This window comes from Burkholderia sp. 22313, assembly GCF_052045245.1.
Lineage (GTDB): Bacteria > Pseudomonadota > Gammaproteobacteria > Burkholderiales > Burkholderiaceae > Burkholderia.
Window position 1 is genome coordinate 43,906 of the sequence record NZ_JBQEON010000036.1, and the last position, 25,064, is coordinate 68,969.

Here is a 25,064-nt window from a genome sequence, read left to right on the forward strand (position 1 = left end):
ACGAGGATTCATTATGCTTCAGTGCACGATCGCGCGGTAAACCTGCAACATCCTGTCGATATTGTTGCAAGTCGTCGCACCCTGCGCCGGGCGCGCCATCAAGCCCCGCCTGGCGGCGCCGGCAATCGGCCCGGCGAACTGGACATCAGTGATATATCACAATAGTATTCACGAATCGTCCACGCTCCCCGTTCGCCCGCGCCATGATCGCGCCTCGTCCGGCCACCGCGCCGCCGTCCGCATGAACGCCCTGACCGACGCCCTCCACCACCGGCCAGCGGCATCGGCCGTCAGTCTCGCCGACCGCGCGTACGCGCTGATCCAGCGCGACATCATCACGATGCGCCTGAAACCGGGCGCCGCGCTCAACGAAGCCGACCTCGTCGCGCGTACGGGCATCGGGCGCACGCCCGTCCATCAGGCCGTGCACCGGCTGGTGCTCGAAGGGCTGCTGTCGGTGATGCCGCGCAAGGGGCTGATGGTGCGGCCGCTATCGCTCGACGACATCGTCGCGGTGATCGACGTGCGCCGCATCAACGAAGCGCATTGCGTCGAACTCGCCGCCCGCCACGCGACACCCGACGACCTCGCGCGCATGGCCGCGCTGCTCGACGACGGGCAGGGCTGCGTCGACACGCACGACGTCGAGGCGATGATGGAGCTCGACCGAGCGTTTCATCAGGCGATCGCCGCGGCGGCACGCAACCCGGTGCTCGCGGAAATCCTGCGCGCCCTGCACGAGCGCTCGCTGCGCTTCTGGTTCGTCACGCTGTCCGAACCGCACCATCTGTCCGACGTGCAGCGCGAACACCGCGAACTGTTCGAGCGGCTGTCCGCGCGCGATGCCGCCGGCGCGCGCGCGGCCGTCGAACACCATATCGATTCGTTTCGCGCCACGCTTGTCCAACACCTTCGCCCCTGAGCCGCTCATGACCACTTTCACGCCCTTCCCTCCGCTCGCCCAGCTCGCCGCCGACCTCGCCGCCGGCCGGACCACGAGCCGCGCGCTCGTCGACGTCGCGCTCGAACGGATCGCCGATCCGGCGGGCCAGGGTGCCACCGTCTTCACGGAAGTCGACGCCGACAACGCGCGTGCGGCCGCCGACGCGCACGATCGCCTGCGTGCCGCCGGCACCGTGCTGTCGCCGCTCGCGGGCATCCCCGTATCGGTGAAGGACCTGTTCGACGTCGCGGGCCAGGTGACGCGCGCCGGTTCGCGCGTGCTCGACGGCGCGCCGCCGGCGCAAACCGATGCGGTCGCCGTCGCGCGGCTCAAGCGCGCCGGCGCGGTGCTGGTCGGCCGTACCAACATGAGCGAGTTCGCATTCTCCGGGCTCGGCCTGAATCCGCACTTCGGCACGCCGCGCTCGCCGTACCGGCGTGACGTGCCGGGCGATGCGCGCATTGCCGGCGGCTCGTCGTCCGGCGCTGCCGCGTCCGTCGCCGACGGGATGGCGGCCGTCGCGCTCGGCACCGACACCGGCGGCTCGATCCGGATTCCGGCCGCCCTGTGCGGGCTCACGGGCTTCAAGCCGACCGCGAGCCGGATCCCGACACAAGGCGGCGTGCCGCTGTCGACCACGCTCGACTCGTTCGGCCCGATCGGCCTGACCGTCGCCTGCTGCGCGCTCGTCGACCGGATGCTCGCAGGCCTCGAGCCGCACGTGCCGGCCGCGCGGCCGCTGGAAGGCGTGCGGCTCGGCGTGCTGACCAACCATGTGACGGACGGCGTCGATGCCGACGTCGCCGCCGCGCTCGACGCATCGCTGAAGCATCTCGAGGCCGCCGGCGCGATCGTCACGGAAGTCCGGTTCTCGGCGCTCGACCGGCTACCGGACATCAACCGCTTCGGTTTCTCGCCGATCGAGGCGTACGCGTGGCATCGCCCGCTGCTCGCGCGGCATCGCGACCAATACGACCCGCGCGTGCTGTCGCGCATCCTGAAGGGCGAGCCGGCGAGCGCGGCCGACTATCTCGACCTGCTCGCCGCCCGCAACGCGATGCTGGACGAAGCGGCACACACGGTCTGGTCGCGCGTCGACGCGCTCGTCGCGCCGACGGTGCCCATCGTGCCGCCGCGCATCGCCGAACTCGAAGCGGACGACGCCGCGTTCACGCGCACCAATGCGCTGATCCTGCGCAACCCGAGCGCGTTCAACTTCCTCGATGCGTGCGCACTGTCGCTGCCGTGCCATCCGCGCGACGCCGCGCCGGTCGGCCTGATGCTCGCGGCCGCGCCGCATCGCGACGACGCGCTGCTCGCGATCGGCCAGGCCGTCGAGGCCGTGCTGAACACGATCCGGTGACCGCGCCACGCCATGACGGCCGATGGCGCGCCGGCTGCGGCGGGGTGCCGCATGTGCGCTGTCAGTTTCGTGCCAGATCGTTCGCGCTAAAATCGCGCGATTGTTTATCGGACCGACCAACGACAGGAATCCCGCCGACATGAACGACACCACGCTCGCCCTCCGCCGTGAACGCCGCCTGCTGATGCTGCTCGGCTGGGCATGCATCGCCTTGCTGGCCGGCGCGCTGTACCTGCAGTACGTGAAGAACGAAGATCCGTGCCCGCTGTGCATCATCCAGCGCTACTTCTTCGCGGCGATCGGGATCTTCGCGTTCCTGGCCGCCGGGATGCGCAACTGGCGCGGCATCTGGGTGCTCGAGCTGCTGATCGCGGTCGCCGCGGCCGGCGGCGTCGGCACCGCCGCACGGCATCTGTCGATCCAGATGAATCCGGGCTTCAGCTGCGGCTTCGACACGCTGCAGCCGATCGTCGACAGCCTGCCGCCCGCGCAATGGTTCCCCGGCATGTTCAAGGTCGCCGGCCTGTGCGAGACGGTCTATCCGCCGATCTTCGGCGTCCTGCTGCCTGGCTGGGCGCTGATCGGTTTCGCCGTGATCCTGGTTGCCGTCGTCTCGAGCCTCTGGCGCCATCGCCGCATGCTGGCAGGCTGACCGGCCACGCCGCGCGGTCCAGCAGCCCGGCACCGCGCGGCAAGCCCTCGTTCGCCCGGCTATGCCGGCAANCGACGGCCCCCGCCGGACGCGCGTAAACACCTACCCCCGCCGCAGCCCGGATTGCCGGGCGAGCGCGCATCGCGCGACATCGGCGCGCACGCCCCGCCACGCATGGGTTTCGGCGCGATGCACGCGCATCCGCACCCCGATCCCGCGCGGCGGGCCTATGATCGACATGATCGCCGCCTGATAGCCCGGATCACCGCGCGACGATGTTCCCGTCGCCTTGCGGTGCTATCTTCGCAACTGGATGGCGATCTACGTGCGCGAGGCCAGGCGGTCTCACCTCCTGCGTAACGCGCGCCCGATCCGCAATGTCGACTGGATTCATCATGACAACGCACACCATCCGCATCCATCACCCTCATGGCGTCCGCACGTCGCGCGGCGTCGCTCGCGCGCGCCCTCGGCGCACCGCCACCGCATCGCATCGGCCGTGCGGCCGGCCCGCCCTGCTCCCGTCCGTCCTCGTTGCCGCCGCGCCCGCCAGCCCGCGCCGCGTGTCGTGCCACGTCGTCCCGAACGGAGCGTGCTGATGGAAGCCTGGCTCGGCGATCTGCAGCACCTGCTCGCGCACGGCGAAGCGGCCGTGCTCGTGACGGTCGCGCATACCGACGGCTCCGCGCCGCGCGAGGCCGGCACCAAGATGCTCGTCACGCGCGACACGGCCCGCCATACGATCGGCGGCGGTCATCTGGAATGGAAGGCGATCGAGATCGCGCGGCATCTGCTGAAGGACGGCGCGCACGTGCCGCACGCGCGCCGGCTCGAACGGCTCGCGCTCGGCCCGAGCCTCGGCCAGTGCTGCGGCGGCGCGGTCGTGCTCGCGTTCGAGCGGCTCGACGTGGGCGACCTCGGCTGGATCATGTCGCTCGCGAAGCGCGTCGCGGCCGGCGCCGCGACCGTGCGTAGCGTATCATTCGGCCCCTCGCCGGGCGCGCCGCTGCTGAGCGAGCCCGAATCGCCCGCCGCACGCGCCGATTGCCTGCTGTGGGAAACCGGCGGCGTGTCGTTGATGACCGAAACGATCGCGCCCTATGCGTTCCCCGTCGTGCTGTTCGGCGCGGGACACATCGGCACCGCACTCGTGAAGGTGCTGGCGACCCTGCCGTGCCACGTGCGCTGGATCGACGGGCCCGATGCGGTATTCCCGCCAGCCGACGCGCTCGCCGGGATCGGCAATCTCGCGATCGACGCGGTGGCCAGCCCCGCCGATGCCGTCGACACGGCACCGCCGCACGCGTACTTCGTCGTGATGACGCACGACCACACGCTCGATTTCGTGCTGGCCGAGCGCATCCTGCGGCGCGGCGACTACGCGTACTTCGGGATGACCGGCTCGCACACCAAGCGCGTGCAGTTCGATCACCGGCTGGCCGCGATCGGCATCGACCCGGCGCAGGTCGCGCGGATGCGCTGCCCGATCGGCGTCGAAGGCATCATCGACAAGGCACCCGAAGTAATCGCGATCTCGGTGGCCGCGCAGTTGCTGCAGGCCGTCGAGGCAAACGCGCCCGCGCACGCTTCCCCCACAATCTGACCGACCAAGCCCAACGCCATGACCCCGACATTCAAGGACAAGATTGCCCGCGCTCCGAAAGCCGAGCTGCACATCCATATCGAAGGCTCGCTCGAGCCCGAACTGATTTTCGCGCTCGCGCAGCGCAACGGCGTGAAGCTCGCGTACGAGTCGATCGACGCGCTGCGCGCCGCGTACGCGTTCACCGACCTGCAGTCGTTCCTCGACATCTATTACGCCGGCGCGAGCGTGCTGCTGACCGAGCAGGATTTCTACGACATGACGGCCGCGTACTGCGCACGCGCGCTCGCCGACAACGTGGTCCATACCGAGCTGTTCTTCGATCCGCAGACGCATACCGAACGCGGCGTGCCGATCGAGACGGTCGTCGCGGGCATCGACCGTGCGCTCGCCGACGCCGAGCAGCGCGGGCTGTCGAGCAAGCTGATCCTGTGTTTCCTGCGTCACCTGTCCGAAGACGACGCGCTCGCGACGTTCGAATCCGCGCTGCCGCTGTTCGAGCGCTATCGCCATCGGCTGATCGGCGTCGGCCTCGATTCGTCCGAGCTCGGCCATCCGCCGACGAAGTTCGCGCGCGTGTTCGAGAAGGCGCGCGCGCTCGGGCTGAAGCTCGTCGCGCATGCGGGCGAGGAAGGCCCGCCCGCCTACATCTACGAAGCGCTCGACGTGCTGAAAGTCGACCGGATCGACCACGGCGTGCGCAGCATCGAAGACGCGGCGCTCATCGAACGTCTCGCACGCACGCGCACGGCGCTGACCGTGTGCCCACTGTCGAACCTGAAGCTGTGCGTGTTCGACGACATGGCGAAGCACACGCTGAAGGCGCTGCTCGATCGCGGCGTCGCGGTGACGATCAACTCGGACGATCCGGCCTATTTCGGCGGCTACGTCAACGACAACTATTTCGCGACGGTCGACGGGCTGCAGCTGACGGATGCCGAAGTGCACGCGGTGATCCGCAACGGCTTCGAGGCGTCGTTCGTCGATGCCGCGCAGCGCGATGCGCTGATCGCGCGGCTCGATTCGTACTGGCAGGCCGCGTGACGGCCGGCATCGAGGTTCGCTAGACAGATGAAAGGCCGCAACGACCTCCGCTTCGCGACGACCGGCTCGGCCTCGCGCCGTGCCGGCCGCATGCGTGCGCCGCACACGGATGCCGGCATCGCGTCCGTCGCACGCGTGGCGACGACGTCATGCTCCGTCGCACGCGGAAGCCTGTCGTTGCGGCGCGTCAGGCAGCTCGCCACAGCGCCGCTCGTCGCGATTGCGATCGCAACCGCCGCGCTGTCCGCCGGCAACCCGGCAATGGCGGCAATGGCCGCCGCCGCCACGCTCGCGTGCGCAATCGCACGCCGCATCGCGCTTGCACGGGCAGCGTCCTTCATGCCGTCGCCCGCCCGGCGCCGACCGTTTTCTTCTGTTCGCCTTACCTTGATGCAGGACCATTCGTCATGACGCAAACCGCTTTTCGTTCCCAGCTGCTGACCTTCCACGGCGACCCGGCGCAATCGAGCCAGGCCGCGAACTACGAGACCGACGGCCTCCTGATCGTCGACGACGGCAAGGTCGTCGCGGCCGGCCCGTATGCGCGGCTCGCCGCGACGCTCGCGCGCGACGCGGTCGTCCACGACCTGCGCGACAAGCTGATCGTGCCCGGCTTCATCGACACGCACATCCACTATCCGCAGACGGACATGATCGCGTCGCCGGCGCCCGGCCTGCTGCCGTGGCTCGACAAGTACACGTTCCCGACCGAGCGCCAGTTCGGCGATCCGGAACATGCGCGCGAGGTCGCCGACTTCTTCGTCGACGAACTGCTCGCCTGCGGCACGACGAGCGCGCTCGTCTACTGCACCGTGCACAAGCAGTCGGCCGACGCGCTGTTCGCGGCGAGCGACGCGCGCGACCTGCGGATGATCGCGGGCAAGGTGCTGATGGACCGCAACTGCCCCGAGTTCCTGCGCGATACCGCGCAATCGGGCTATGACGACAGCGCCGAGCTGATCGACCGCTGGCACGGCAACGGCCGCCAGATGTACGCGCTCACGCCGCGCTTCGCACCGACGTCCACCGAAGCGCAGCTCGAAGCGTGCAGCGAGCTCGCGCGCCGCCATCCGGACGTGTTCGTGCAGAGCCACGTCGCGGAAAACGTCGATGAAGTGAAATGGGTGGCCGAGCTGTTCCCCGGCCACCGCAGCTATCTCGACATCTACGATCGCTACGGGCTGCTGCGGCCGCGCGCGGTGTACGGCCACTGCATCCATCTCGACGACGACGACCGCCGCCGGATGGCCGAGACGCGCACCGTCGTCGCGCACTGCCCGACGTCGAACTTCTTCCTCGGCAGCGGGCTGTTCGACTTCGACAAGGCCGGCGAATACGACGTACCCGTCACGCTCGCGACCGACGTCGGCGGCGGCACGTCGTTCTCGATGCTGCAGACGATGAACGAGGCGCACAAGGTCGCACGGCTGTCCGGTCACCACCTCACCGCAACGCGGATGTTCTGGCTCGCGACGGCCGGCGCGGCGCAGGCGCTCGATCTCGCCGACACGATCGGCACGCTCGCGCCGCGCGCCGAAGCCGACTTCGTCGTGCTCGATCCGCAAGCGACGCCGCTGCTCGCGCGCCGCACCAAGCGCGCGGATTCGCTCGAGGAACTGCTGTTTGCGTTCGCGCTGCTCGGCGACGACCGCGCGGTGTACCGCACGTACGCGGCCGGCCGGCTCGTGCACGAGCGCGGTGCCGCGCGCAGCGCCGCCGCTGCCGTGTAGGGTTCGTTTGCCCCGCCCTGCCCGGGCGTGCGCCGACGCGCATGCCCGGGCCGCCGAATTCGCACCGTACGCGGCACGCGCCGTGCTAGAATTCGCCGCTCATTGGGGAGTAGCCGCTCCGCTCGATGTCCCGCGCCCCCGGCGCGCATCGTGATGGAGGCGTCCGTCAACAGACTTGGCCAATCGGCCATGGCGGACGCAGCCACCGAGGCCTGGCGAGACCGATGGTTCACTGCGCGCCGCATCAGGGCCCGGCGCGCGGCGGATCGTCGCTCGCACGCACGACACCGGCCCGTGGAACCCCATACGTGTCCCAAGCCTTCCTGATCTCGACCGGCGCCGTCGCTCTCGCTGAAATCGGCGACAAGACCCAACTGCTTTCCCTCGTGCTGGCCGCGCGCTATCGCAAGCCCGTGCCGATCATTCTTGGCGTGCTCGTCGCGACGCTCGTGAACCACGGCTTCGCCGGCGCGCTCGGCGAATGGCTCGGCGTGCTCGTCACGCCGTCGATCATGCGCTGGGCGCTCGCGTTCTCGTTCATCGCGATGGGGCTGTGGATCCTCGTGCCGGACAAGCTCGACGAGGACGAAGCAAATGCGACCCGCTCGCGGCTCGGCGTGTTCGGCGCGACGCTGGTGGCGTTCTTCCTCGCGGAAATGGGCGACAAGACGCAGATCGCGACCGTCGCACTGGCCGCACGCTTCCAGGATTACATCGGCGTGGTGGCCGGCACGACGTTCGGGATGATGCTCGCGAACGTGCCCGCGATCCTGCTGGGCGACCGTTTCGCGCACCGCCTGCCGACGAAGCTGGTGCACGGCATCGCGGCCGTGCTGTTCGTCGTGCTGGGCGCGCTGGCGTTGCTGGGCGTCGGCGTCTGACGCACGCCACGCGTGCGCGGCCAGGCGGCCGCGCCAGTCTCGATATCGCGTTACTTCGCGGGCGCCGCGCCCGACGCCGGCGCAGCCGGCACCGCACGCTCGTTGGCGGCCGGCGCTGCCGGCCCGCCGCGCTTGTCGACCGGCAGCCGCACCGTGCGGATCGCGCCGTTCGCCAGCGGGAAATCAGCGAGCGCGCTGCGCGCGAGGAACGGCATCGCGTACAGCAGCGCACCGTTGTCGCCGGTCGTGCGCGCGGTCACGTTGTAGACCTCCTTGCCGGTCGCGCGCTCGGTGATCCGGATGCCGAGCGTGTAGTCGAAGACCTGGTAGGTCTGCGCGACGTAGCCGGCCGGCATCGGCCCCCAGGGCCCCCACGGGCCCCATGGCCCGCGCCGCCAGTACGGCCCCGGCCCCATGAACCACGGGTCGTAGTAGACCGGCTGCGGCACCGTCACCAGATCGCTGCCCACCCCGTAGGTCAGCCCGACCAGATAGCGCGCCTGCGCGGGCGGCACCTGCCGGAACGCATACGAGGACAGCTCGCTCGCGACGATCGGCTCGTAGGTCGACTGCTCGATGCTGTGCTTCTGCGCATCGGTGCGCGTGAACGCGTACGTGCGTGTCGCGTCGCTACCGCTCCAGTCGGAGAAGGCCGTGACCTGGGTTGTCACATAGCTGGTGCAGCCGGTCAGCAGCGCCAGGCACAGCAGCGCCGCCCAGCCCGCACCGCGTTGTATCCAATTGCGTTTCATGTCGATCCTCGTCGATCCGTCACCCGTTCGTCGCACCGCGCGTACCGCACGGGATGCCGATAATACGCGGACTGCCGGAACCGGTAAAAAGTTCGCCCGGCACGCGGCCGCAAGCCTTTGTACAATGGCCCGGTCCGCCCGGCCCGCGCTGCGGGCCCGATCCCCACTCCACCGATCTCGACGACCATGTCCGACAACGCCTCCTCCACCGTGATCCGCCGCGCCGACTACACGCCGCCGGCCTTCCTCATCGATTCCGTCGCACTCGAATTCGATCTCGCGCCGGCCCGCACGATCGTCAGGAATACGATGCGCGTGCGCCGCAATCCGGACGCCGCACCCGCTCCGCATCTGGAGCTGATGGGCGAGGCGCTCGAATGCCTCGGCGCGCAGCTCGACGGCGCACCGTACGGCGCGGTGCGCGCGCACGAACACGGGCTGACCGTCGAGAACGTGCCCGATGCGTTCGAGCTCACGCTCGACAGCGCATGCGCACCGGACCAGAACACGACGCTGTCCGGCCTCTACGTGTCGAGCGGCAACTTCTTCACGCAGTGCGAGGCCGAAGGCTTTCGCCGCATCACCTACTTCCTCGACCGCCCCGACGTGATGGCGTCGTACACCGTCACGCTGCGCGCCGACAAGGCCGCGTATCCGGTGCTGCTGTCGAACGGCAATCTCGTCGACTCGGGCGAACTGCCCGACGGCCGCCACTTCGCGAAATGGGAAGACCCGTTCCGCAAGCCGAGCTACCTGTTCGCGCTGGTCGCAGGCAAGCTCGTCGCGATCGAGGAAAAGATCACGTCCGGCTCCGGCAAGGAAAAACTGCTGCAGGTGTGGGTCGAGCCGGCCGATCTCGACAAGACCCGTCACGCGATGGATTCGCTGATCCACTCGATCCGCTGGGACGAGAAGCGCTTCGGTCTCGAGCTCGATCTCGACCGCTTCATGATCGTCGCGGTCGGCGACTTCAACATGGGCGCGATGGAGAACAAGGGGCTCAACATCTTCAACACGAAGTACGTGCTGGCGAACCCCGAGACCGCGACCGACACCGACTTCGCGAACATCGAATCGGTGGTCGGCCACGAGTACTTCCACAACTGGACCGGCAATCGCGTGACATGCCGCGACTGGTTCCAGTTGAGCCTGAAAGAAGGGCTGACGGTGTTCCGCGACCAGGAATTCTCGGCCGACATGGCCGCCGGCGACGACGTTGCATCCGCGGCCCGCGCGGTCAAGCGCATCGAGGACGTGCGCGTGCTGCGCCAGTTGCAGTTCGCCGAGGACGCGGGGCCGATGGCGCATCCGGTGCGCCCGGAAAGCTACGTCGAGATCAACAACTTCTACACGATGACCGTCTACGAGAAAGGCTCGGAAGTCGTGCGGATGTACCAGACGCTGTTCGGCCGCGACGGGTTCCGCAAGGGCATGGACCTGTACTTCCAGCGCCACGACGGCCATGCGGTGACCTGCGACGACTTCCGCCACGCGATGGCCGACGCGAACGGGCGCGACCTCGCGCAATTCGAGCGCTGGTACAGCCAGGCCGGCACGCCGCGCGTGTCGGTGCGCACCGCGTACGACGCAGCCGCGCGCCGCTACACGGTCACGCTCGCGCAGGGCTACGGCGACGCGTCGCCGGCCGCGCGCGACACGCAACAGGGGCCGCTGCTGATCCCGTTCGCGATCGGCCTGATCGGCCGCGACGGACGCGATCTGCCGTTGCGCCTCGACGGCGAAGCCGCCGCGTCGGGCACGACGCGCGTGCTCGACTTCACCGACACCGAGCAGACCTTCACGTTCGTCGACGTGCCGGAACAACCGCTGCCGTCGCTGCTGCGCAACTTCTCGGCACCGGTGATCGTCGAGTACGACTACAGCGACGACGACCTCGCGTTCCTGCTCGCGCACGACAGCGATCCGTTCAACCGCTGGGAAGCCGGCCAGCGCCTTGCGACGCGCGCGCTGCTGACGCTCGCCGCGCGCGCCGCGGCGAACCAGCCGCTCACGCTCGGCGAGAACTTCGTCGCCGCGTTCCGCCGCGTGCTGACCGACGAGAACCTGTCGCCCGCGTTCCGCGAACTCGCGCTGACGCTGCCGTCGGAAACCTATCTGGCCGACCAGATGGCCGAAGCCGATCCGGCGGCCGTGCATCGCGCGCGCCAGTTCGTGCGCCGCCAGCTCGCGACCGCGCTGCGCGCCGAGTGGCTCGCCGCGCACGAGCAGCAGCAGACGCCGGGGGCGTACGAGCCGACGCCTGAAGCGTCCGGCCGCCGCGCGCTGAAGAACCTCGCGCTCGCGTATCTCGCCGAACTCGAGGATCCGGCCGACGCCGTGCGCATCGCGACCGCGCAGTACGACGCAGCCAACAACATGACCGATCGCGCCGCCGCGCTCGGCGCGCTGCTGTCCGCGGCGGCGGCGGGCGCGAACGACGCGGCCGCACGTGCGCTCGACGATTTTTACCGTCGCTTCGAGAAGGAAGCGCTCGTGATCGACAAGTGGTTCGCGATGCAGGCCGCGCAGCGCGGCACGCCGGCCCGGCCGACGCTCGCGAAGGTCCGTACGCTGATGGCCCACCCCGCGTTCAACCTGAAGAACCCGAACCGCGCACGCTCGCTGATCTTCAGCTTCTGCGCGGCGAACCCCGCGCAATTCCACGCGGCGGACGGCTCGGGCTACGCGTTCTGGGCCGAACAGGTGCTCGCGCTCGACGCGATCAACCCGCAGGTCGCCGCGCGCCTCGCGCGTTCGCTCGAATTGTGGCGCCGCTTCACGCCGGCGCTGCGCGACCGGATGCGCGACGCGCTCGAGCGGGTCGCGACCGGCGCGAAATCGCGCGACGTGCGCGAGATCGTCGAGAAGGCGCTCGCGTAACGCAGCGTCCGCGCTCGGGCGCCTCGCGCCTTTCGCCGATGAAGCCGGCGCCGCCCCGTTGCGGCGCCGGCTTTTTTATCGGCTGAAGGTTGGCGGGGTCGGAGCCGGACACTGCGTTCGAGCGCCCCGCTTTCCCGCCGCTGCCGGTCCGCCCGGCTGCGCCACGCACGCCGGAACCCGGCCGGATTGGCCGCCCGGCCATGTAACCGGACGAAAAAAGGCGGCGGGCCGGGAGGCACGCCGGGTAAAATTGCGGCAATTCAAGGATTCTTTGGCCTCTCGGAGTCTGTCATGTCCATTGCCCGCCGCACCACGCTGTCCAAGTTCCTGATCGAGCAGCAGCGTGAGACCAACAACCTCCCCGCCGACCTCCGCCTGCTGATCGAAGTCGTCGCTCGCGCGTGCAAGGCGATCAGCTACAACGTGTCGAAGGGCGCGCTCGGCGATGCGCTCGGCACCGCCGGCAGCGAGAACGTCCAGGGCGAAGTGCAGAAGAAACTCGACATCCTGTCGAACGAAATCCTGCTCGACGCAAACGAATGGGGCGGCAACCTTGCCGCGATGGCATCGGAGGAAATGGAAACGTTCTTCCCGATCCCCGCGAACTATCCGCGCGGCGAATACCTGCTCGTGTTCGATCCGCTCGACGGCTCGTCGAACATCGACGTGAACGTGTCGATCGGCACGATCTTCTCGGTGCTGCGCTGCCCTGACGCCAAGCAGCCCTCCGAGGAATCGTTCCTGCAGCCGGGCACCGAGCAGGTCGCGGCCGGCTACGCGGTGTACGGCCCGCAAACCGTGTTCGTGCTGACGACCGGCAACGGCGTGAACTGCTTCACGCTCGACCGCGAAGTCGGCTCGTGGGTGCTCACGCAAAGCAACATGCAGATCCCGGCCGACACGCGCGAATACGCGATCAACGCATCGAACGCACGCCACTGGTACGAGCCGGTCCAGCGCTATGTCGACGAACTGAACGCCGGCAAGGAAGGCCCGCGCGGCGACAACTTCAACATGCGCTGGATCGCGTCGATGGTGGCGGACGTGCACCGGATCCTGAACCGCGGCGGCATCTTCATGTACCCGGCCGACAAGCGCACGCCCGACCGTCCGGGCAAGTTGCGCCTGATGTATGAAGCGAACCCGATGTCGTTCATCGTCGAGCAGGCGGGCGGCGCCGCGACGACGGGTACGCAGCGCATCATGGAAGTGCAGCCGACCGGCCTGCACCAGCGCGTGCCGGTGTTCCTCGGTTCGAAGAACGAAGTCGAGCGCGTGACCGGGTATCACAACGAAGGCAAATAAATTTGCACTGCAGCACTGGACGAAGGCGCGAGACGTCAGTACAATCGCGCCTTCGCGATGCGGCCCTGATGGGCGGCATCGCAGTGAAGTGAAAGCGGGAAGTCCGCCGGATCGAGGGTTTCGCGAAGTTACAGCAGCAGCAAGCTGAAAAAATTTCGCAAAATCTATTGCCAAGATCTCGGATTTCACCATATAATTTCATTTCTCTGCTGCCGGTGTAGCTCAGTTGGTAGAGCAGCGCATTCGTAATGCGAAGGTCGTAGGTTCGACTCCTATCTCCGGCACCAAGATATAAAGGCCTGATAAGCATCGCTTATCAGGCCTTTTCTCTTTGGGTCTTTCCATCCTTTCTTCTTTCCGGCCGTGATTTCCGATCCGCGAAATCGTGCGCCCCCTCTCCTCATCAGCATCGCTTGCGGCCGCCTGACCGACCTCGCCCGCCCGCGTTTCACCGCGTTCCGCTTCACGAACGACGGCGCGCACGCCCCGTCGTTCGACGCGCTTGAACAACATCTGCACGACACCGGCATGCCGTTCGCGCTGATCACGCTCGCGCGGCACGCGGCCCCGCACCCAACGGGATGCGACGGCTACGATGCCGACGGCCGGCTGTTCGACCTCTACGGTGCGCGCGACGGCACCATCCATCTCGTGCGACCGGACGGACACGTACTCGGCCGCTGGCACGATGCCAGCCCCTCGGACCTGAGCGCCGCCATCGAACGTGCGCTCCACCCGCACACACCAGCCGATCCTCAGGAAACCGAATGATGACCGATACCGAACGCGACATCCTCTACACCGACCTGTGCCGCAGGATGACGCGCGTCGGCGAAGCCGATGCATCGCTCTTTCTCGCCCGCTTCGCGCATCGCCAGGCGTCGCCGCATTTTCTTACAAATTCATTTCGTCGCACGTCGTCCTGGGTAGACGAATCCCCTGGAAAAACCCGTTAAGGGTGCATAACATTACTTAACGATTCCGACCCGTCTATCGCGTTACATTGCGTGGGCGGCGCGGCGGGTCGCACGGCCGCCTTCATGCAGCTTGCGGCGAAACAGCCGACGTCCGGTCATTTCGACTCAACACAAGGAGAGGATCACCATGACTCATGGCTTGATTATGTGGCTCATCATCGGCGCGATTGCCGGCTGGCTGGCCGGCCTGCTCGTCAAGGGCGGCGGGTTCGGCCTGATCGTCGACATCATCGTCGGCATCGTCGGCGCGGTAATCGGCGGCTGGCTCGCCGGGCTGCTCGGCATCAGCATCGGCAGCGGCTTCATCGGCTCGGTGATCGTCGCAGTCATCGGCGCCGTGATCCTGCTGTTCGTGATCCGCCTATTCAGGCGCGCAGCCTGACGATCTTCTCGCGCGTCTTCGGGCGCGTTCCCGTTTCGTTCCCGCATCAAGCGGCGCGCGGGCTCCCCGCGCGCCGCCGTCCGTTTCAGCGGCGCTTGTCGCGCTGCAGCCAGCCGTCAAGCACGTCGGTGGTCAGCAATCCGCTGCGCGCATCGCGTGCGCCATCGCGTCCGATCCACACGGTACGCGGCATTTCACCCCGCCACCCCGCATCGAGCGCCGCCCGCAGACGCTCCGGCATCGGCTCCGCGTTCGCATACTGCGCGACCTGCGGCGGCAGGTTCATTTGCGCGAGCGCCTGCGCGATCGCCGCGCCGTTGTCGTCGTAGGCATCCATCGCGACCATCGCGAGCTGCACGTCCGGATGCCGGCGCTGCCATGCGACGAGATGCGCGGCGTTCTCGCGACAGTATCCGCAATCGAGCGACCAGATCTCGATCGCGAGCGGCCGTTCATGCGCCGCCGCGTACAGCGTCGCGACCTCGGCCGCGCGCAGCGGCTGCAGTTCGCCGGCCCACGCCGGCATGCCCGCGAGCACGGCGCCGATCAATACCATCAGCCGTTTCATCGCGCGCCCTCCACCGGGATCAGCCGGTAGCCGTCGTTACGCGTTCGCCACGACAGGTAGATATGCCCCGCATCGTCGAGCAGTTGCGGGTTGTCGCTCGCGCCCGACGTCGACGCGATCACACGCGGCGCCGACCAGTGTTCGCCGCGATCGTCCGAGCGACGCAGCTTGATCCGCATCGTGTCGCCGTCGAACGCCTTCCATGCGAGCCAGACGACATCGCCATGCGCGACGAGCGCCGCATGCGACGCCTGTTCGGCCGGCACCACCGGATTCGCGCCGAAAGCCCACGGCGTGCCGAGCGGCTGTCCATCGGCGCCGATGCGCGAATGGAACACGTCGGCGCGGCCGTCGACGACGCCGAACCACGCGATATGGCGCGTACCGTCCGGCGTGATCGCGAGCGCCGGCCCGTGCTCGGGGCACGCCTCGACATGCCAGTTCGAGAACGTCGCACGCACCGGCACGACGGGCACCGACGCCGACACCGGCAGCGTCGCCAGCGCATGATCGCGAATCTGTCCCGGGAACACGTTGCGCCACACGGCTTCGATGTGTCCGGCCGGATCGATCGCCATCGCGATCCGGCAGCATTCGCATGTGTGGTCCGTCACCTTGCGCTCGGGCTCGAACGACGCACCGCCGTCGCGCGATACCGCGTAGTAGACGGCCGCGCCTTCGTACGCCTGCCCCGCCGCCTTCGCCGCGACCAGATCGCGCTTGTCGATCCACGCGATCGCGATGTTGCCGGCCGGATCGACCGCCATCATGTCGAAGCGGTGCGTGATCGCCTGCCGGTCGCGATGCACGGTGACCGGCACGCTCCAGGTCGCGCCGCCGTCGAGCGAACGCGCGAAGCGCACCATGCCGGTGTACGGCGCATCGAGCGGCATCGACCACGACACGTACACCGCGCGGCCGTCCGGGCTCGTCGCCACCTTCGGCCGATTCTCCGCGCTCGTGTAGACCGGCTCGGGCATCGCGTTGACGGTCACGGGCGCGGACAGCGTGCGGCCCGCGTCGTCCGAGTGCGCGACGACGACGTGCGCGCCTTCGACCCATGCGACCCACAGCCGGTGCCGCGCGTCGAATGCGGCGCCGGTCGCGAGCGGTTGCTTCTGTTGTGCCGGCATGACCTGCATGCTCATGTGCGCGGCATGCGGATCGGCGGCTTTCGGTACTTCATGCGCACCGGCGGACGACAGCGCCGCGAGCCACAGCGCGCAGCCTGCCGCGAACGATTTCACAGCGACCATTTCAGTTCTCCAAAGAAAGTGCGGCCCGGATACGGGTGGAACACGTAGTAGCGGCGGTCCGTCAGGTTGTCGATGCCGACCGACGCGGTCCAGTGACGATCGAACCGGTAGCGCGCCTTCAGGTCGACGACCGTGAAGGCACTGGTGCCGCCGTACACGTCCGGATTCACGTCGCTGTTGTCGAGCGTGTTGAACTGGCGGCCCGAGTAGCGGACGCCGACGCTTGCGAGCCAGTGCTCGTCGAAGCGATACGACGCGAGCAGGTTCGCGCGCATGCGTGGGATGCGCGGAAAGCGCGAGCCGACGTAGGCGGGATTCGCCGTGTCCGCCAGGATCTGCGCATTGCTCGCCGATACGTTCGCGTCGATATCGAGCCCGCGCAGCCCGACACTCTGGCCGCTGAATGCGAGCTCGATGCCGCGGACGCGCACGCGGTCGACGTTCGAGATATGGGTGACCGTCGATGCGCCCGCCACCGTCGTCTGGCTGTAGATCGAATCGCGCAGGTCGCTCTGGAACACGCTCGCGCGCACGACGCCGACGCCCACGTCGCGCTCGGCCGTGAAGTCCCAGTCGATGGCCTTTTCCGGTCGCAGGTTCGGATTGTTGTTGACGATCGCGTTGTTCGAGATCGTGCCCTGGAACAGCTCGCCGACCGTCGGGAAGCGCGTGCCGGTCGCGAACGACAGCCGGAAGCGCCAGACGTCCGTCGCGTCCCATTGCAGCGCGACTTTCGGCGACAGCGCATTTGCGCCGCGGTCCGCATAACCGAACGTGCCGTTCCCGTTGCCGAGCGCGCCGCCGTACGCATCCCAGCGCTCGTAGCGCAGCCCGAGCGTCGCCAGCCAGCCGGGCGCGAAACGCCATGCGTCCTGCGCGAACAGCGCCTGCGTGCGCGTGTCGCCCCGGTAGACGTTCGCGACCGACGTGGTCGGCCCGGCCAGCCAGTCGGCCGTGTTGTACGTGACGTTGCACAGGAAATAGTTGTCGTAGTGATAGCCGAACGTGAACGTGTGGCCCTTCACTTCCGGCGCCTCGGCCTTCAGGTCGAGCGTGCGCCAGCCGGTGCCGTCGCCCTGGAACAGCGTGCCCGCCCCGCCCTGTGCGGTCGATGCCGCGCGCAGCACGTCGCGCGACACGTCGTACGCGGACACCACGCCCGACAGCCGCCAGCCCGAATCGAGCCGGCCGTTCAGCCCAAGCGCGTACAGCCAGTTCTCCTGGTCGCCACGCTGCGGCGCGAATGCGCTTGGCGCGACGGTCATGTTCCGGCCGCCGATCGACACGTTGCCGCCGTAGACCGGTTCGCCGGCCGCATCGCGCAGGAAGGTTTCGCCGTGCTGCCGGTAATGGTTCTCCCAGTGCCCGAGCGTCAGCGTCGCATCGACGTGGTCCGTGAACGCGTAGCCCATCCGGACCGTCTCGTTCAGTTGCTCGGTCCGCTCGATGTTCTGCGCGCCGACGATCGTGCGCGGCTTGCCGTTCGGCCCGATGTCGGTGGCCGCGCCCGTCACGGGCACTGCGGCGCCGAGACGCGGGTTGTACGCGGAATTGGGGCTCGCATACTGCATCGGCTGACCGTCGTTCTCCAGCCGGTCGAGTGACAGCGAGAACCAGAACTTGCCGATGCGATTCGCGATCCGCGCGGTCTGGTGATTACCGCCGAAGCTGTTCGCCAACCCGTAGCCATCGTGATAGCGCTGCGTGAAGAATTGCGTCGACAGCGACGCCTCGAGCTTGTCGGGGCGCCGCGTCGTCAGCAGCACGGTCGAGCCGATCGCATTGCCGGGATACAGCACGGAAAAGGGGCCGTACAGCACGTCGACGTGCGCAATGTCGTCGGGCGCGATCAGCGACCAGCGCGGCGGGTACGCATAGCTCGAGCCGAGCAGGTTCGACAGCAGCAGGCCGTCGGCATACACGAGCCCGCGCGCACTCTGCAGCTCGTTGAAGTCGCGGCCGGCGAACACGCTGTTGCGATCGCCGATGTAGCGCTTGCGCACCATCAGGTTGGGCGCGTACTTCAGCGCATCCTCGGTGGTGACGTTGTTGTGCGCGTCGATCTGCTCGCGCGTGATCGACTCGACGACGCCCGGCGTATCCGGATCGACGGTCTGCCGCTGGGCGGTGACGCTGACGGCGGTCAGCGTGTCGCCGGTCGGCGCGGATGCGGATGCGGGTGCGACCGCGGCAACCGGTGCCGCGCTACCGGCCGGGTCGCCCGGGCCGCCCGGCACCGGATCGGCGGACCCGCCGTTGGTCGGGGCCGCGTGTGCGGCCGGCCAGGCAAAAGCGGCCGCGCACGCGAGTGCGAGCCGGCCGCGCGACGGTCGCGCGGCGAAGGTGGACGACATGGATGGTTTCCTGAAAACGTGACCGGACGCCGCCGGACGCGAACCGACGCGCCGCGCGCGTACGGCGCGGCGCGCGGACCGGACCGCGGGCGGCACGCGCGCCACCGGGCGCACGGACGATATCAATCAGATCAGGACGTTTTCAGGCGGGCCGCGCGGTTGCGCGAGGCGAATGCCGTTGCGGGGAAAATCGGGAACGGCCGGCGCGGCCGCCCGGTACGCGAATGCGCGCACGAAGCCCGGCAAGGCCGGCAGGCTCGTGCCGAGCGCGACGTTCGCCGCGAAGCCGGGACAGTACACGCAGTGCGGTACGTCAGCATGGTCAAACGACGACGTGCGACGGTCGTCGCCGGACTGCGCCAGGACGACCCGGTGCGCGCCTGCGGCACTGCACAACTCGAGCGTGAGCTCGCCGGAACCGCTCGACGCAAGACGCGCGTAGCCGACGACGGGCGACAGTACGTTCAGTACCAGCGCCAGCCATACGAGGCCGATCCATCGCGTCGTTCGTTTCATCGCGGTCCAGGAAAAAGTGCGCGCAAGTATAACAAGCGACCCGATGGTTCCGGATTGAGCCGGGCCCATGGTCGGCATCGCGCGGCGCGCGGCAGCGCATGTGCCGTTAATACAACAGAGACAAAATCTAACGATTCGCCTCTGGCATAAATCCAAGCGCGAGGTTGATAATCATTGAACCTGCTGGAGAAACGACCATGGACGAAAGACCAACCCGCATGCCCCCGCCCGAGCAAGTGATGAGCCCGGATCCGGAACCCGTCGGCGTGGAATTCCTCGCCGAATTGCCCGAGCATGTCCGGGCATTCTTCGACGAGCAGCACAAGCTGTACTCGCCGAAGTGAACCTACGTTCCGTTCTGTAACCGCCACGTGTCGATCGATATCGTGCGGTTCATCGCTGCGTTTTCGGCGCAGATCGCTTCGCACCCGGGCTGCAACGGCCTGACGGTGCCGGGTCAGCGCGTCCGCTGATTCTTCTGTCGCGTCGTTTCGCCGCGCGACTGTCTTCGTCTATCCTTCTGGTTTTCCACCCCCGGGCTACCCGGCTCTCCCGATCATTCCAATGAAGCAAGCCCTTCGTGCCAGCGTCGCTGTCGCCATGCTCGGCGCCGCCGTCCTTTCGTTCCCGCACGTCGCCCGCGCAGACGGCGACGATACCGCGCTCACCACCCTCGTCGCCCTCGCGTCGCAGCGGCTCGCGCTTGCCGAACCCGTCGCACGCTGGAAATGGGCGAACCACAAGGCGATCGAGGACCGGCCGCGTGAAGCGGCGCTGCTCGCGTCGGTGGAAAAGCGCGCGGAACAGTCCGGCGTGGATCCGGCGTTCGCCCGGACTTTCTTCGAGGATCAGATCGCGGCGAGCAAGGACGTGCAGAACGCGCTCTTTGCGACCTGGCGCGCAACGCGGCCGCCCGAGGGCACGCCGCCCGATCTCGCGACCAGCACGCGGCCGGCGCTCGACCAGCTCACGCAGCGGATGCTGGCCGGCCTCGCGCAAGTCGCGCCGCTGCGCGACGCGCCCGATTGCCAGGCGCGGCTCGCGCGCAGCATCGCGAACTGGAAGGCCCTCACCCGCTACGATTCGACCCGGACGCAGGCGCTCGGCACCGCGCTGTCGCATGTCTGCGCCGGCGGCGGCGCCAGCGCGGTCGGCTGAGCGCGCCCGGCCATACCCGGCTGCAACGCGCGGCGCTCAGTCGGCAGGCGTGAGTGCCGCGAGCGGAATCAGTTGCAGGCCGCGGGCGAGATGGGTCTGCAGCAAGCGATGGGTATGGGGTTCGAACGCGCCGTCCGGGCCGTCGGCCGCGAGTCGCGCGGCCGCGTCGAGCGATTCGGCCGCACCGAGGTAGCGCCACCCGTCGATCACGTGAAACAGACGGCCCTCACCGCTCGCCTCAAACGCGACTGCACCGTCGAACGGCCAGGGCGCATTGCCCGTCCGGGCCGTATTGGCCGTGGGACGCCGGTTGTATGACGGACGCAGACGCGTAATCCACTGCGCTTCGGCGAGCATCGCGCCCAGCTCGTTGCCGGTCTCCCGCCATTCGACACGCCGCACCTGCTGCGCGATACGCATTTCCTTCGACGAGCGCCGCTCGCCGGTCAGCAGCGCACGCAAGCGCTGCCGCACGCGGACGCTGCGTCCGACGTACAGCGCCTCGTCGCCCTCCCCAAACAGCGCGTACGCGCCGCATCCGGCCGGCGCGGTGTCGAGCCATGCTTCGGTCAGGTCGCCTCCCAGGCGGAAATGGCGTGTCGTGCGCGCGATCTGGTCGCGCAAGCGCTCGAGCGGCACGATCTCGTGCAGTTGCCGCCAGAACTGCCAGAGGAGATCGGCATCCGCGAGCGCGCGGTGCCGGGCGGCGGGCACCAGGCCATGCCGCTCGATCAGCGCATCGAGGCCATGTCGCGGCTCGCGCGGAAACAGCGCGCGCGACAGCCGTACCGTGCACAGCACGTCCGGATTGAACGCGATGCCGGCGCGCTCGAACTCCGCACGCAGGAAGCCGCGGTCGAAGCTCGCGTTGTGCGCGACGAACAGCTTGCCGTCGAGCCGCTCGAACAGCGCGGGCGCAAGCGACGCGAACGACGGCGCGTCGCGCACCATCTCGTCCGAGATACCCGTCAGTTGCTGGATGAACGGCGGAATCGCCTGCCCCGGGTTGACCAGCGTCGTCCATGTGGACACGCCGAGCGGGCCGATTTCGACCACGCCGATTTCGGTGATGCGGTGCTCGGCGGACGAGCCCCCGGTGGTTTCAAGGTCGACGAAGACGAGCGGCTGTTCGCTGGCGGGATCGGACGGACGGGATTCGGGCATGAAAAGACAGGAAAACGATGCTTCCGTGAGTATGCACCGGCATCCGTGCTCACGACCAGCCCGATCCGGAATCGATTCGCCGGCCGCCGGCTTTTGTGCCCCGAAAAGCAAAAAGCCCCCGCGCTGCGGGGGCCGGATGTGATCGGCAATGCGTGGCGCGTCAGACCGCCTGGATATTCGCTGCCTGCTTGCCTTTCGGCCCGACTTTCACGTCAAAGGAAACACGCTGGTTTTCCTTCAGCGTTTTGAAGCCGTCCATCCGGATTTCGGAAAAGTGCGCAAACAAATCTTCGCCGCCATTGTCTGACGTAATAAAACCGAAACCTTTAGCATCGTTAAACCATTTTACGATACCGGTATCCATACCTTCGTTCCCCACTCGTTTAGATCAAAAAAGCTACTGTTTATAGCCGCTTCCCGAAACCCCGCAACGGTGCGCCGACAATCCCCCAGCGCTCCGCCCGGGGACGGGGTGCTGACTTTATAAATTGGACAATCCGGGTGCGTCAAGGGAATTTTTGGCGCATTCTTTATCAAAAAAACGTCAATATCACGGGAATCGGTACACCATCGTCTTTTATTAAATGAACCGCATCAAAAACCTGTCAATCTTACCGGGACCGGATCGCCAATAATCGAAATCGCGAAAAACCTACCGACGACGAATCGAGTCGGTAAAATCCTCGGGTTTTTTCCGGGTTGCGAAAAACCGGGGACATTGCGATGCTGCTGCAAGGCAATGGAAGGAGAAGGTCATGTGGCTGGACGGAATCAAGCGCTTCGCGAGCCGGCTCGCACGCGTACGCCGCAAGTCCCGCGCGCTGGCCGAGTCCCGCGAAGCGCCGTGCGACACCGAGTTCGACCCGACCTGGCACGGCGATCATTGGCAGAACCTGCTGGCGTCACCGCTGGATGCTCGTCACTACGTGATGGAAGACTGGACGTACACGCCGCCGCCGGCCGAAACCGACGATACGCAGCCGACAGGCAAGCGCAAGCGGCGCTCGTACGCGCAATAGGGAATCGGGAAGGATCGGGACGGCGGGAGCAAAAAAAAAGCGCGACTGGGAAGTCGCGCCGACAAAGGTTTGGAGATCTTTTCCGTCAACGAAAAAGTCTGCTTCGGAAAGCAGAGATCGCAGTATAGCGAGAGAACATCCTTTCATTATCCATGCCCCACACAAACCTCTATTGCCGATGTGTCAATAATCGCGCTAGGCCCGTCGGTACCCGGCACTGATCGGCTGTCGCGATCGCGCAACGCCCATTCCGCAGTCCTGATTACCCTTTCCGCCTGCTGCGTTGCCGCAAAGTCTTGATGGCCGCGGCTGTCGGCGCACGCGCTCATTTTTGCGCGATTCAAAATACAGTATTGCTGGAAGCAGTTTTCTTCCGAACCCGGTGCGATCCGTACACTGCAAATGAATTTCCGACGAGGGCGCCGCGCCCCACGCGCACGGCGTCGCCGACCCGCGACGCCGCCGATGCCCGCAGCAGGTTCGATCGACATCATCCTGTTTGGAGACAGATCATGAAAAAGACCCTGATCGTCACCGCATTGGCGGGCGTGGCCGCGACCGCCGCCCATGCGCAAAGCAGCGTCACGCTGTACGGCCTGATCGACGCCGGCATCACCTACACCAACAACCAGGGCGGTCACAGCGCGTGGCAGGAGACGAGCGGCTCGATCAACGGCAGCCGTTGGGGCCTGAGGGGCACCGAGGATCTCGGCGGCGGACTGAAAGCGATCTTCACGCTGGAAAACGGCTTCGGGATCAACAACGGCTCACTGAAGCAGAACGGCCGCGAGTTCGGCCGCCAGGCGTTCGTCGGGCTCGCGCATGACAGCTACGGCTCGCTCACGCTCGGCCGCCAGTACGACAGCGTCGTCGACTTTCTCGGCCCGCTGTCGCTCACCGGCACCCAGTACGGCGGCACGCAGTTCGCCCATCCGTTCGACAACGACAACCTGAACAACTCGTTCCGGATCAACAACTCGGTCAAGTATCAGAGCGCCAACTACGGCGGCCTGAAGTTCGGTGCGCTGTACGGCTTCTCGAATTCCAGCGATTTCTCGAACAACCGCGCGTACAGCGTCGGCGCGACTTACAGCTACATGGGCTTCAACGTCGCGGCGGCGTACATGCAGTTGAACAACAACATCAACTCGCTCGCGCTCGCGGCCAGCGACCCCGGCGCGGTAGCCGGCGACTGGACATTCGCGGCCAGCCGTCAGCGTACCTGGGGCGCAGGCCTCAACTATGCGTTCGGGCCCGCGACGGCCGGCTTCGTGTTCACGCAAACGCGCCTGACCGATTCGGCCGGTATCAGCGCCGGGCAGTCCGGCGTATCGAGCGGCATCCCGCTCACCGGCGGCACGCGCTTCAACAATTACGAAGTGAACGGCCGCTATGCGCTGACGCCGGCGTTCTCGCTCGCCGGCTCGTACACCTACACCGACGGCCGCCTCGACGGCCAGACGCCAAGCTGGCACCAGTTCAACCTGCAGGCCGACTATGCGCTGTCGAAGCGCACCGACCTCTACCTGCAGGGCGAATATCAGCGGGTCAATTCCGACGGCCTCGCGATCGGCGCGAACATCAACGGGCTCGGTACCGCATCGTCGACGAACAAGCAGATCGCCGTCACGGCCGGTATGCGCCACCGCTTCTGAGCAGCTTCTGAGCCGCTTCTGATCGATCCGCGGCCCGGCCATCATGACGAAGCGCCCCGCCCGGGGCGCTCGTTCGTTTCGGCGACACGCGGCACGGATGCAGCGCTACACGCTCACGCGCTGCCCGATGCCGGATAGCGGACGTCGAGCACGTCGATCGGCTGCGGACCGGCCGGCGTCATCAGCGTGACGGTATCGCCGATCTTCGCCTTGATGAGCGCACGCGCGACCGGCGAGATCCAGCTGACGCAGCCGCGATCGAGATCGACCTCGTCGATCCCGACGATCGTGATGGTGTGATCCTCGCCGTCCGGCGTCGCGTAATCGACGGTCGCGCCGAAGAACACCTGGTCGACATTCTCCTGCCGGCTCGCGTCGACGACTTCGGCGAGATCGAGCCGCTTCGTCAGGAAGCGAATGCGGCGGTCGATTTCGCGCAGCCGCCGCTTGCCGTAGATGTAGTCGCCGTTCTCCGACCGGTCGCCATTCGACGCGGCCCACGACACCAGCTTCACGACCTCGGGACGCTCGACGTCGATCAGGCTCAGGAGCTCGTCCCTGAGCCGCTTGTGACCGGCTGGCGTGATGTAGTTCTTCGTGCCCGCCGGAATCGCGGGTTGACTCGGGTCGAGATCGTCGTCGTCGCCGTCCGACTCTTTGACAAACGCCTTGTTCATGATGCGGATTCAACACATGGATGACTGATGCTTCAAGGGTACACGAACGCGGCCGCGCCAGATCGGGTGACATATTTTGCGAATAAGGCTTCCCTTTTTATACGACTCTGCTATACTTCCGCTTCTGCGTGCGGCTGTAGCTCAGTTGGATAGAGTACTTGGCTACGAACCAAGGGGTCGTGGGT

General features: G+C 67.4%; 25 protein-coding genes, 1 tRNA gene and 1 riboswitch. Of the genes, 18 read left to right on the forward strand and 8 right to left on the reverse strand.

The annotated features are described in order from the left end of the window. Positions 1–241: 241 nt before the first annotated feature. From ACTJKF_RS25450 to ACTJKF_RS25485, 8 genes are all read left to right on the forward strand, one after another. The gene (locus ACTJKF_RS25450) at positions 242–922 is read left to right on the forward strand and encodes a GntR family transcriptional regulator (protein WP_440627162.1); all 681 of its coding nucleotides are present in this window, start codon (positions 242–244) and stop codon (positions 920–922) included. 7 nt (positions 923–929) lie between these two features. Continuing rightward, positions 930–2,306 (forward strand): amidase, encoded by a 1,377-nt coding sequence (locus ACTJKF_RS25455; RefSeq protein WP_440627164.1) that lies wholly within the window; start codon positions 930–932, stop codon positions 2,304–2,306. A 139-nt stretch (positions 2,307–2,445) separates the two neighbouring features. After that, entirely contained in the window at positions 2,446–2,958 is a 513-nt protein-coding gene (locus ACTJKF_RS25460) for a disulfide bond formation protein B (RefSeq protein ID WP_440627165.1), read from the forward strand. Between the two features lie 598 nt (positions 2,959–3,556). Further along, on the forward strand, positions 3,557–4,561 hold the full coding sequence (xdhC, locus tag ACTJKF_RS25465) for a xanthine dehydrogenase accessory protein XdhC (protein ID WP_440627167.1): 1,005 nt from the start codon (positions 3,557–3,559) through the stop codon (positions 4,559–4,561). Between the two features lie 18 nt (positions 4,562–4,579). Next, positions 4,580–5,605: an adenosine deaminase gene (locus tag ACTJKF_RS25470; protein ID WP_440627168.1), complete on the forward strand. Its 1,026-nt coding sequence runs from the start codon at positions 4,580–4,582 to the stop codon at positions 5,603–5,605. Between the two features lie 27 nt (positions 5,606–5,632). Beyond that, positions 5,633–6,016, forward strand: coding sequence for a hypothetical protein (locus ACTJKF_RS25475; RefSeq protein ID WP_440627170.1), 384 nt, complete (start codon positions 5,633–5,635; stop codon positions 6,014–6,016). Then, the gene (guaD, locus tag ACTJKF_RS25480; RefSeq protein WP_440627171.1) at positions 6,013–7,335 is read left to right on the forward strand and encodes a guanine deaminase; all 1,323 of its coding nucleotides are present in this window, start codon (positions 6,013–6,015) and stop codon (positions 7,333–7,335) included. The genes ACTJKF_RS25475 and guaD overlap by 4 nt, the downstream gene beginning before the upstream one ends. 92 nt (positions 7,336–7,427) lie before the next feature. Next, positions 7,428–7,565: riboswitch (yybP-ykoY riboswitch) on the forward strand. Between the two features lie 78 nt (positions 7,566–7,643). After that, positions 7,644–8,216: a TMEM165/GDT1 family protein gene (locus ACTJKF_RS25485; RefSeq protein ID WP_012328109.1), complete on the forward strand. Its 573-nt coding sequence runs from the start codon at positions 7,644–7,646 to the stop codon at positions 8,214–8,216. A 50-nt stretch (positions 8,217–8,266) separates the two neighbouring features. Here ACTJKF_RS25485 and ACTJKF_RS25490 read toward each other — a convergent pair whose 3' ends face one another. Further along, entirely contained in the window at positions 8,267–8,968 is a 702-nt protein-coding gene (locus ACTJKF_RS25490) for a DUF4136 domain-containing protein (RefSeq protein WP_440627173.1), read from the reverse strand. Between the two features lie 186 nt (positions 8,969–9,154). Between ACTJKF_RS25490 and pepN the strand changes: the two genes are divergently transcribed. The 6 genes from pepN to ACTJKF_RS25520 all read left to right on the forward strand — a co-directional run bounded on the left by pepN (position 9,155) and on the right by ACTJKF_RS25520 (position 14,512). Further along, the gene (gene pepN / locus ACTJKF_RS25495) at positions 9,155–11,848 is read left to right on the forward strand and encodes an aminopeptidase N (RefSeq protein ID WP_440627175.1); all 2,694 of its coding nucleotides are present in this window, start codon (positions 9,155–9,157) and stop codon (positions 11,846–11,848) included. A 291-nt stretch (positions 11,849–12,139) separates the two neighbouring features. After that, entirely contained in the window at positions 12,140–13,153 is a 1,014-nt protein-coding gene (locus ACTJKF_RS25500) for a class 1 fructose-bisphosphatase (protein WP_440627177.1), read from the forward strand. Between the two features lie 211 nt (positions 13,154–13,364). Further along, positions 13,365–13,440 (forward strand) — tRNA-Thr (locus ACTJKF_RS25505). 76 nt (positions 13,441–13,516) lie between these two features. Further along, complete coding sequence (locus tag ACTJKF_RS25510; protein ID WP_440627179.1) at positions 13,517–13,924, forward strand: hypothetical protein; 408 nt, start codon at positions 13,517–13,519, stop codon at positions 13,922–13,924. Further along, a complete protein-coding gene (locus tag ACTJKF_RS25515; RefSeq protein WP_440627181.1) occupies positions 13,921–14,109 on the forward strand; it encodes a hypothetical protein in 189 nt (62 codons plus the stop codon). Before ACTJKF_RS25510 ends, ACTJKF_RS25515 begins: the two co-directional genes overlap by 4 nt. Positions 14,110–14,257: 148 nt before the next feature. Further along, the gene (locus tag ACTJKF_RS25520) at positions 14,258–14,512 is read left to right on the forward strand and encodes a GlsB/YeaQ/YmgE family stress response membrane protein (protein WP_006476609.1); all 255 of its coding nucleotides are present in this window, start codon (positions 14,258–14,260) and stop codon (positions 14,510–14,512) included. Positions 14,513–14,597: 85 nt separating this feature from the next. On the opposite strand, the gene ACTJKF_RS25525 is transcribed toward ACTJKF_RS25520, so the two are convergent. The 4 genes from ACTJKF_RS25525 to ACTJKF_RS25540 all read right to left on the reverse strand — a co-directional run bounded on the left by ACTJKF_RS25525 (position 14,598) and on the right by ACTJKF_RS25540 (position 19,206). Continuing rightward, complete coding sequence (locus ACTJKF_RS25525; RefSeq protein WP_440627182.1) at positions 14,598–15,080, reverse strand: TlpA family protein disulfide reductase; 483 nt, start codon at positions 15,078–15,080, stop codon at positions 14,598–14,600. Then, the gene (locus ACTJKF_RS25530; RefSeq protein WP_440627184.1) at positions 15,077–16,336 is read right to left on the reverse strand and encodes an exo-alpha-sialidase; all 1,260 of its coding nucleotides are present in this window, start codon (positions 16,334–16,336) and stop codon (positions 15,077–15,079) included. The genes ACTJKF_RS25525 and ACTJKF_RS25530 overlap by 4 nt, the downstream gene beginning before the upstream one ends. After that, the gene (locus tag ACTJKF_RS25535; RefSeq protein ID WP_440627186.1) at positions 16,324–18,690 is read right to left on the reverse strand and encodes a TonB-dependent receptor; all 2,367 of its coding nucleotides are present in this window, start codon (positions 18,688–18,690) and stop codon (positions 16,324–16,326) included. Before ACTJKF_RS25535 ends, ACTJKF_RS25530 begins: the two co-directional genes overlap by 13 nt. A gap of 126 nt (positions 18,691–18,816) precedes the next feature. Further along, positions 18,817–19,206 (reverse strand): DUF2946 domain-containing protein, encoded by a 390-nt coding sequence (locus ACTJKF_RS25540; protein WP_440627188.1) that lies wholly within the window; start codon positions 19,204–19,206, stop codon positions 18,817–18,819. A gap of 197 nt (positions 19,207–19,403) precedes the next feature. Here ACTJKF_RS25540 and ACTJKF_RS25545 point away from each other — a divergent pair, with 197 nt between their 5' ends. Beyond that, complete coding sequence (locus tag ACTJKF_RS25545; protein ID WP_009690993.1) at positions 19,404–19,550, forward strand: hypothetical protein; 147 nt, start codon at positions 19,404–19,406, stop codon at positions 19,548–19,550. A 220-nt stretch (positions 19,551–19,770) separates the two neighbouring features. Beyond that, positions 19,771–20,364, forward strand: a complete 594-nt coding sequence (locus ACTJKF_RS25550) for a chorismate mutase (protein ID WP_440627190.1) — start codon at positions 19,771–19,773, stop codon at positions 20,362–20,364. Positions 20,365–20,400: 36 nt separating this feature from the next. Here ACTJKF_RS25550 and ACTJKF_RS25555 read toward each other — a convergent pair whose 3' ends face one another. Both ACTJKF_RS25555 and ACTJKF_RS25560 read right to left on the reverse strand, forming a co-directional pair. Then, complete coding sequence (locus ACTJKF_RS25555) at positions 20,401–21,528, reverse strand: exonuclease domain-containing protein (RefSeq protein ID WP_440627192.1); 1,128 nt, start codon at positions 21,526–21,528, stop codon at positions 20,401–20,403. 160 nt (positions 21,529–21,688) lie between these two features. Then, the gene (locus ACTJKF_RS25560; protein WP_006476615.1) at positions 21,689–21,892 is read right to left on the reverse strand and encodes a cold-shock protein; all 204 of its coding nucleotides are present in this window, start codon (positions 21,890–21,892) and stop codon (positions 21,689–21,691) included. Between the two features lie 391 nt (positions 21,893–22,283). On the opposite strand from ACTJKF_RS25560, the gene ACTJKF_RS25565 reads away from it, so the two are divergent. Next, on the forward strand, positions 22,284–22,547 hold the full coding sequence (locus tag ACTJKF_RS25565) for a hypothetical protein (protein ID WP_440627194.1): 264 nt from the start codon (positions 22,284–22,286) through the stop codon (positions 22,545–22,547). Positions 22,548–23,059: 512 nt separating this feature from the next. Further along, positions 23,060–24,202, forward strand: a complete 1,143-nt coding sequence (locus ACTJKF_RS25570; RefSeq protein WP_440627196.1) for a porin — start codon at positions 23,060–23,062, stop codon at positions 24,200–24,202. 113 nt (positions 24,203–24,315) lie between these two features. On the opposite strand, the gene greB is transcribed toward ACTJKF_RS25570, so the two are convergent. Next, a complete protein-coding gene (gene greB / locus ACTJKF_RS25575) occupies positions 24,316–24,879 on the reverse strand; it encodes a transcription elongation factor GreB (RefSeq protein ID WP_440627197.1) in 564 nt (187 codons plus the stop codon). Between the last annotated feature and the right edge of the window lie 185 nt (positions 24,880–25,064).

What these genes read in the sequence shown, in the direction of transcription:
- ACTJKF_RS25450 (WP_440627162.1), top strand. Translation starts at nt 242, where the DNA reads ATGAACGCCCTGACCGACGCCCTCCACCACCGGCCAGCGGCATCGGCC.
- ACTJKF_RS25455 (WP_440627164.1), top strand. Translation starts at nt 930, where the DNA reads ATGACCACTTTCACGCCCTTCCCTCCGCTCGCCCAGCTCGCCGCCGAC.
- ACTJKF_RS25460 (WP_440627165.1), top strand. Translation starts at nt 2,446, where the DNA reads ATGAACGACACCACGCTCGCCCTCCGCCGTGAACGCCGCCTGCTGATG.
- xdhC (WP_440627167.1), top strand. Translation starts at nt 3,557, where the DNA reads ATGGAAGCCTGGCTCGGCGATCTGCAGCACCTGCTCGCGCACGGCGAA.
- ACTJKF_RS25470 (WP_440627168.1), top strand. Translation starts at nt 4,580, where the DNA reads ATGACCCCGACATTCAAGGACAAGATTGCCCGCGCTCCGAAAGCCGAG.
- ACTJKF_RS25475 (WP_440627170.1), top strand. Translation starts at nt 5,633, where the DNA reads ATGAAAGGCCGCAACGACCTCCGCTTCGCGACGACCGGCTCGGCCTCG.
- guaD (WP_440627171.1), top strand. Translation starts at nt 6,013, where the DNA reads ATGACGCAAACCGCTTTTCGTTCCCAGCTGCTGACCTTCCACGGCGAC.
- ACTJKF_RS25490 (WP_440627173.1), bottom strand. Translation starts at nt 8,968, where the DNA reads ATGAAACGCAATTGGATACAACGCGGTGCGGGCTGGGCGGCGCTGCTG.
- pepN (WP_440627175.1), top strand. Translation starts at nt 9,155, where the DNA reads ATGTCCGACAACGCCTCCTCCACCGTGATCCGCCGCGCCGACTACACG.
- ACTJKF_RS25500 (WP_440627177.1), top strand. Translation starts at nt 12,140, where the DNA reads ATGTCCATTGCCCGCCGCACCACGCTGTCCAAGTTCCTGATCGAGCAG.
- ACTJKF_RS25515 (WP_440627181.1), top strand. Translation starts at nt 13,921, where the DNA reads ATGATGACCGATACCGAACGCGACATCCTCTACACCGACCTGTGCCGC.
- ACTJKF_RS25520 (WP_006476609.1), top strand. Translation starts at nt 14,258, where the DNA reads ATGACTCATGGCTTGATTATGTGGCTCATCATCGGCGCGATTGCCGGC.
- ACTJKF_RS25525 (WP_440627182.1), bottom strand. Translation starts at nt 15,080, where the DNA reads ATGAAACGGCTGATGGTATTGATCGGCGCCGTGCTCGCGGGCATGCCG.
- ACTJKF_RS25530 (WP_440627184.1), bottom strand. Translation starts at nt 16,336, where the DNA reads ATGGTCGCTGTGAAATCGTTCGCGGCAGGCTGCGCGCTGTGGCTCGCG.
- ACTJKF_RS25535 (WP_440627186.1), bottom strand. Translation starts at nt 18,690, where the DNA reads ATGTCGTCCACCTTCGCCGCGCGACCGTCGCGCGGCCGGCTCGCACTC.
- ACTJKF_RS25540 (WP_440627188.1), bottom strand. Translation starts at nt 19,206, where the DNA reads ATGAAACGAACGACGCGATGGATCGGCCTCGTATGGCTGGCGCTGGTA.
- ACTJKF_RS25545 (WP_009690993.1), top strand. Translation starts at nt 19,404, where the DNA reads ATGGACGAAAGACCAACCCGCATGCCCCCGCCCGAGCAAGTGATGAGC.
- ACTJKF_RS25550 (WP_440627190.1), top strand. Translation starts at nt 19,771, where the DNA reads ATGAAGCAAGCCCTTCGTGCCAGCGTCGCTGTCGCCATGCTCGGCGCC.
- ACTJKF_RS25555 (WP_440627192.1), bottom strand. Translation starts at nt 21,528, where the DNA reads ATGCCCGAATCCCGTCCGTCCGATCCCGCCAGCGAACAGCCGCTCGTC.
- ACTJKF_RS25560 (WP_006476615.1), bottom strand. Translation starts at nt 21,892, where the DNA reads ATGGATACCGGTATCGTAAAATGGTTTAACGATGCTAAAGGTTTCGGT.
- ACTJKF_RS25565 (WP_440627194.1), top strand. Translation starts at nt 22,284, where the DNA reads ATGTGGCTGGACGGAATCAAGCGCTTCGCGAGCCGGCTCGCACGCGTA.
- ACTJKF_RS25570 (WP_440627196.1), top strand. Translation starts at nt 23,060, where the DNA reads ATGAAAAAGACCCTGATCGTCACCGCATTGGCGGGCGTGGCCGCGACC.
- greB (WP_440627197.1), bottom strand. Translation starts at nt 24,879, where the DNA reads ATGAACAAGGCGTTTGTCAAAGAGTCGGACGGCGACGACGACGATCTC.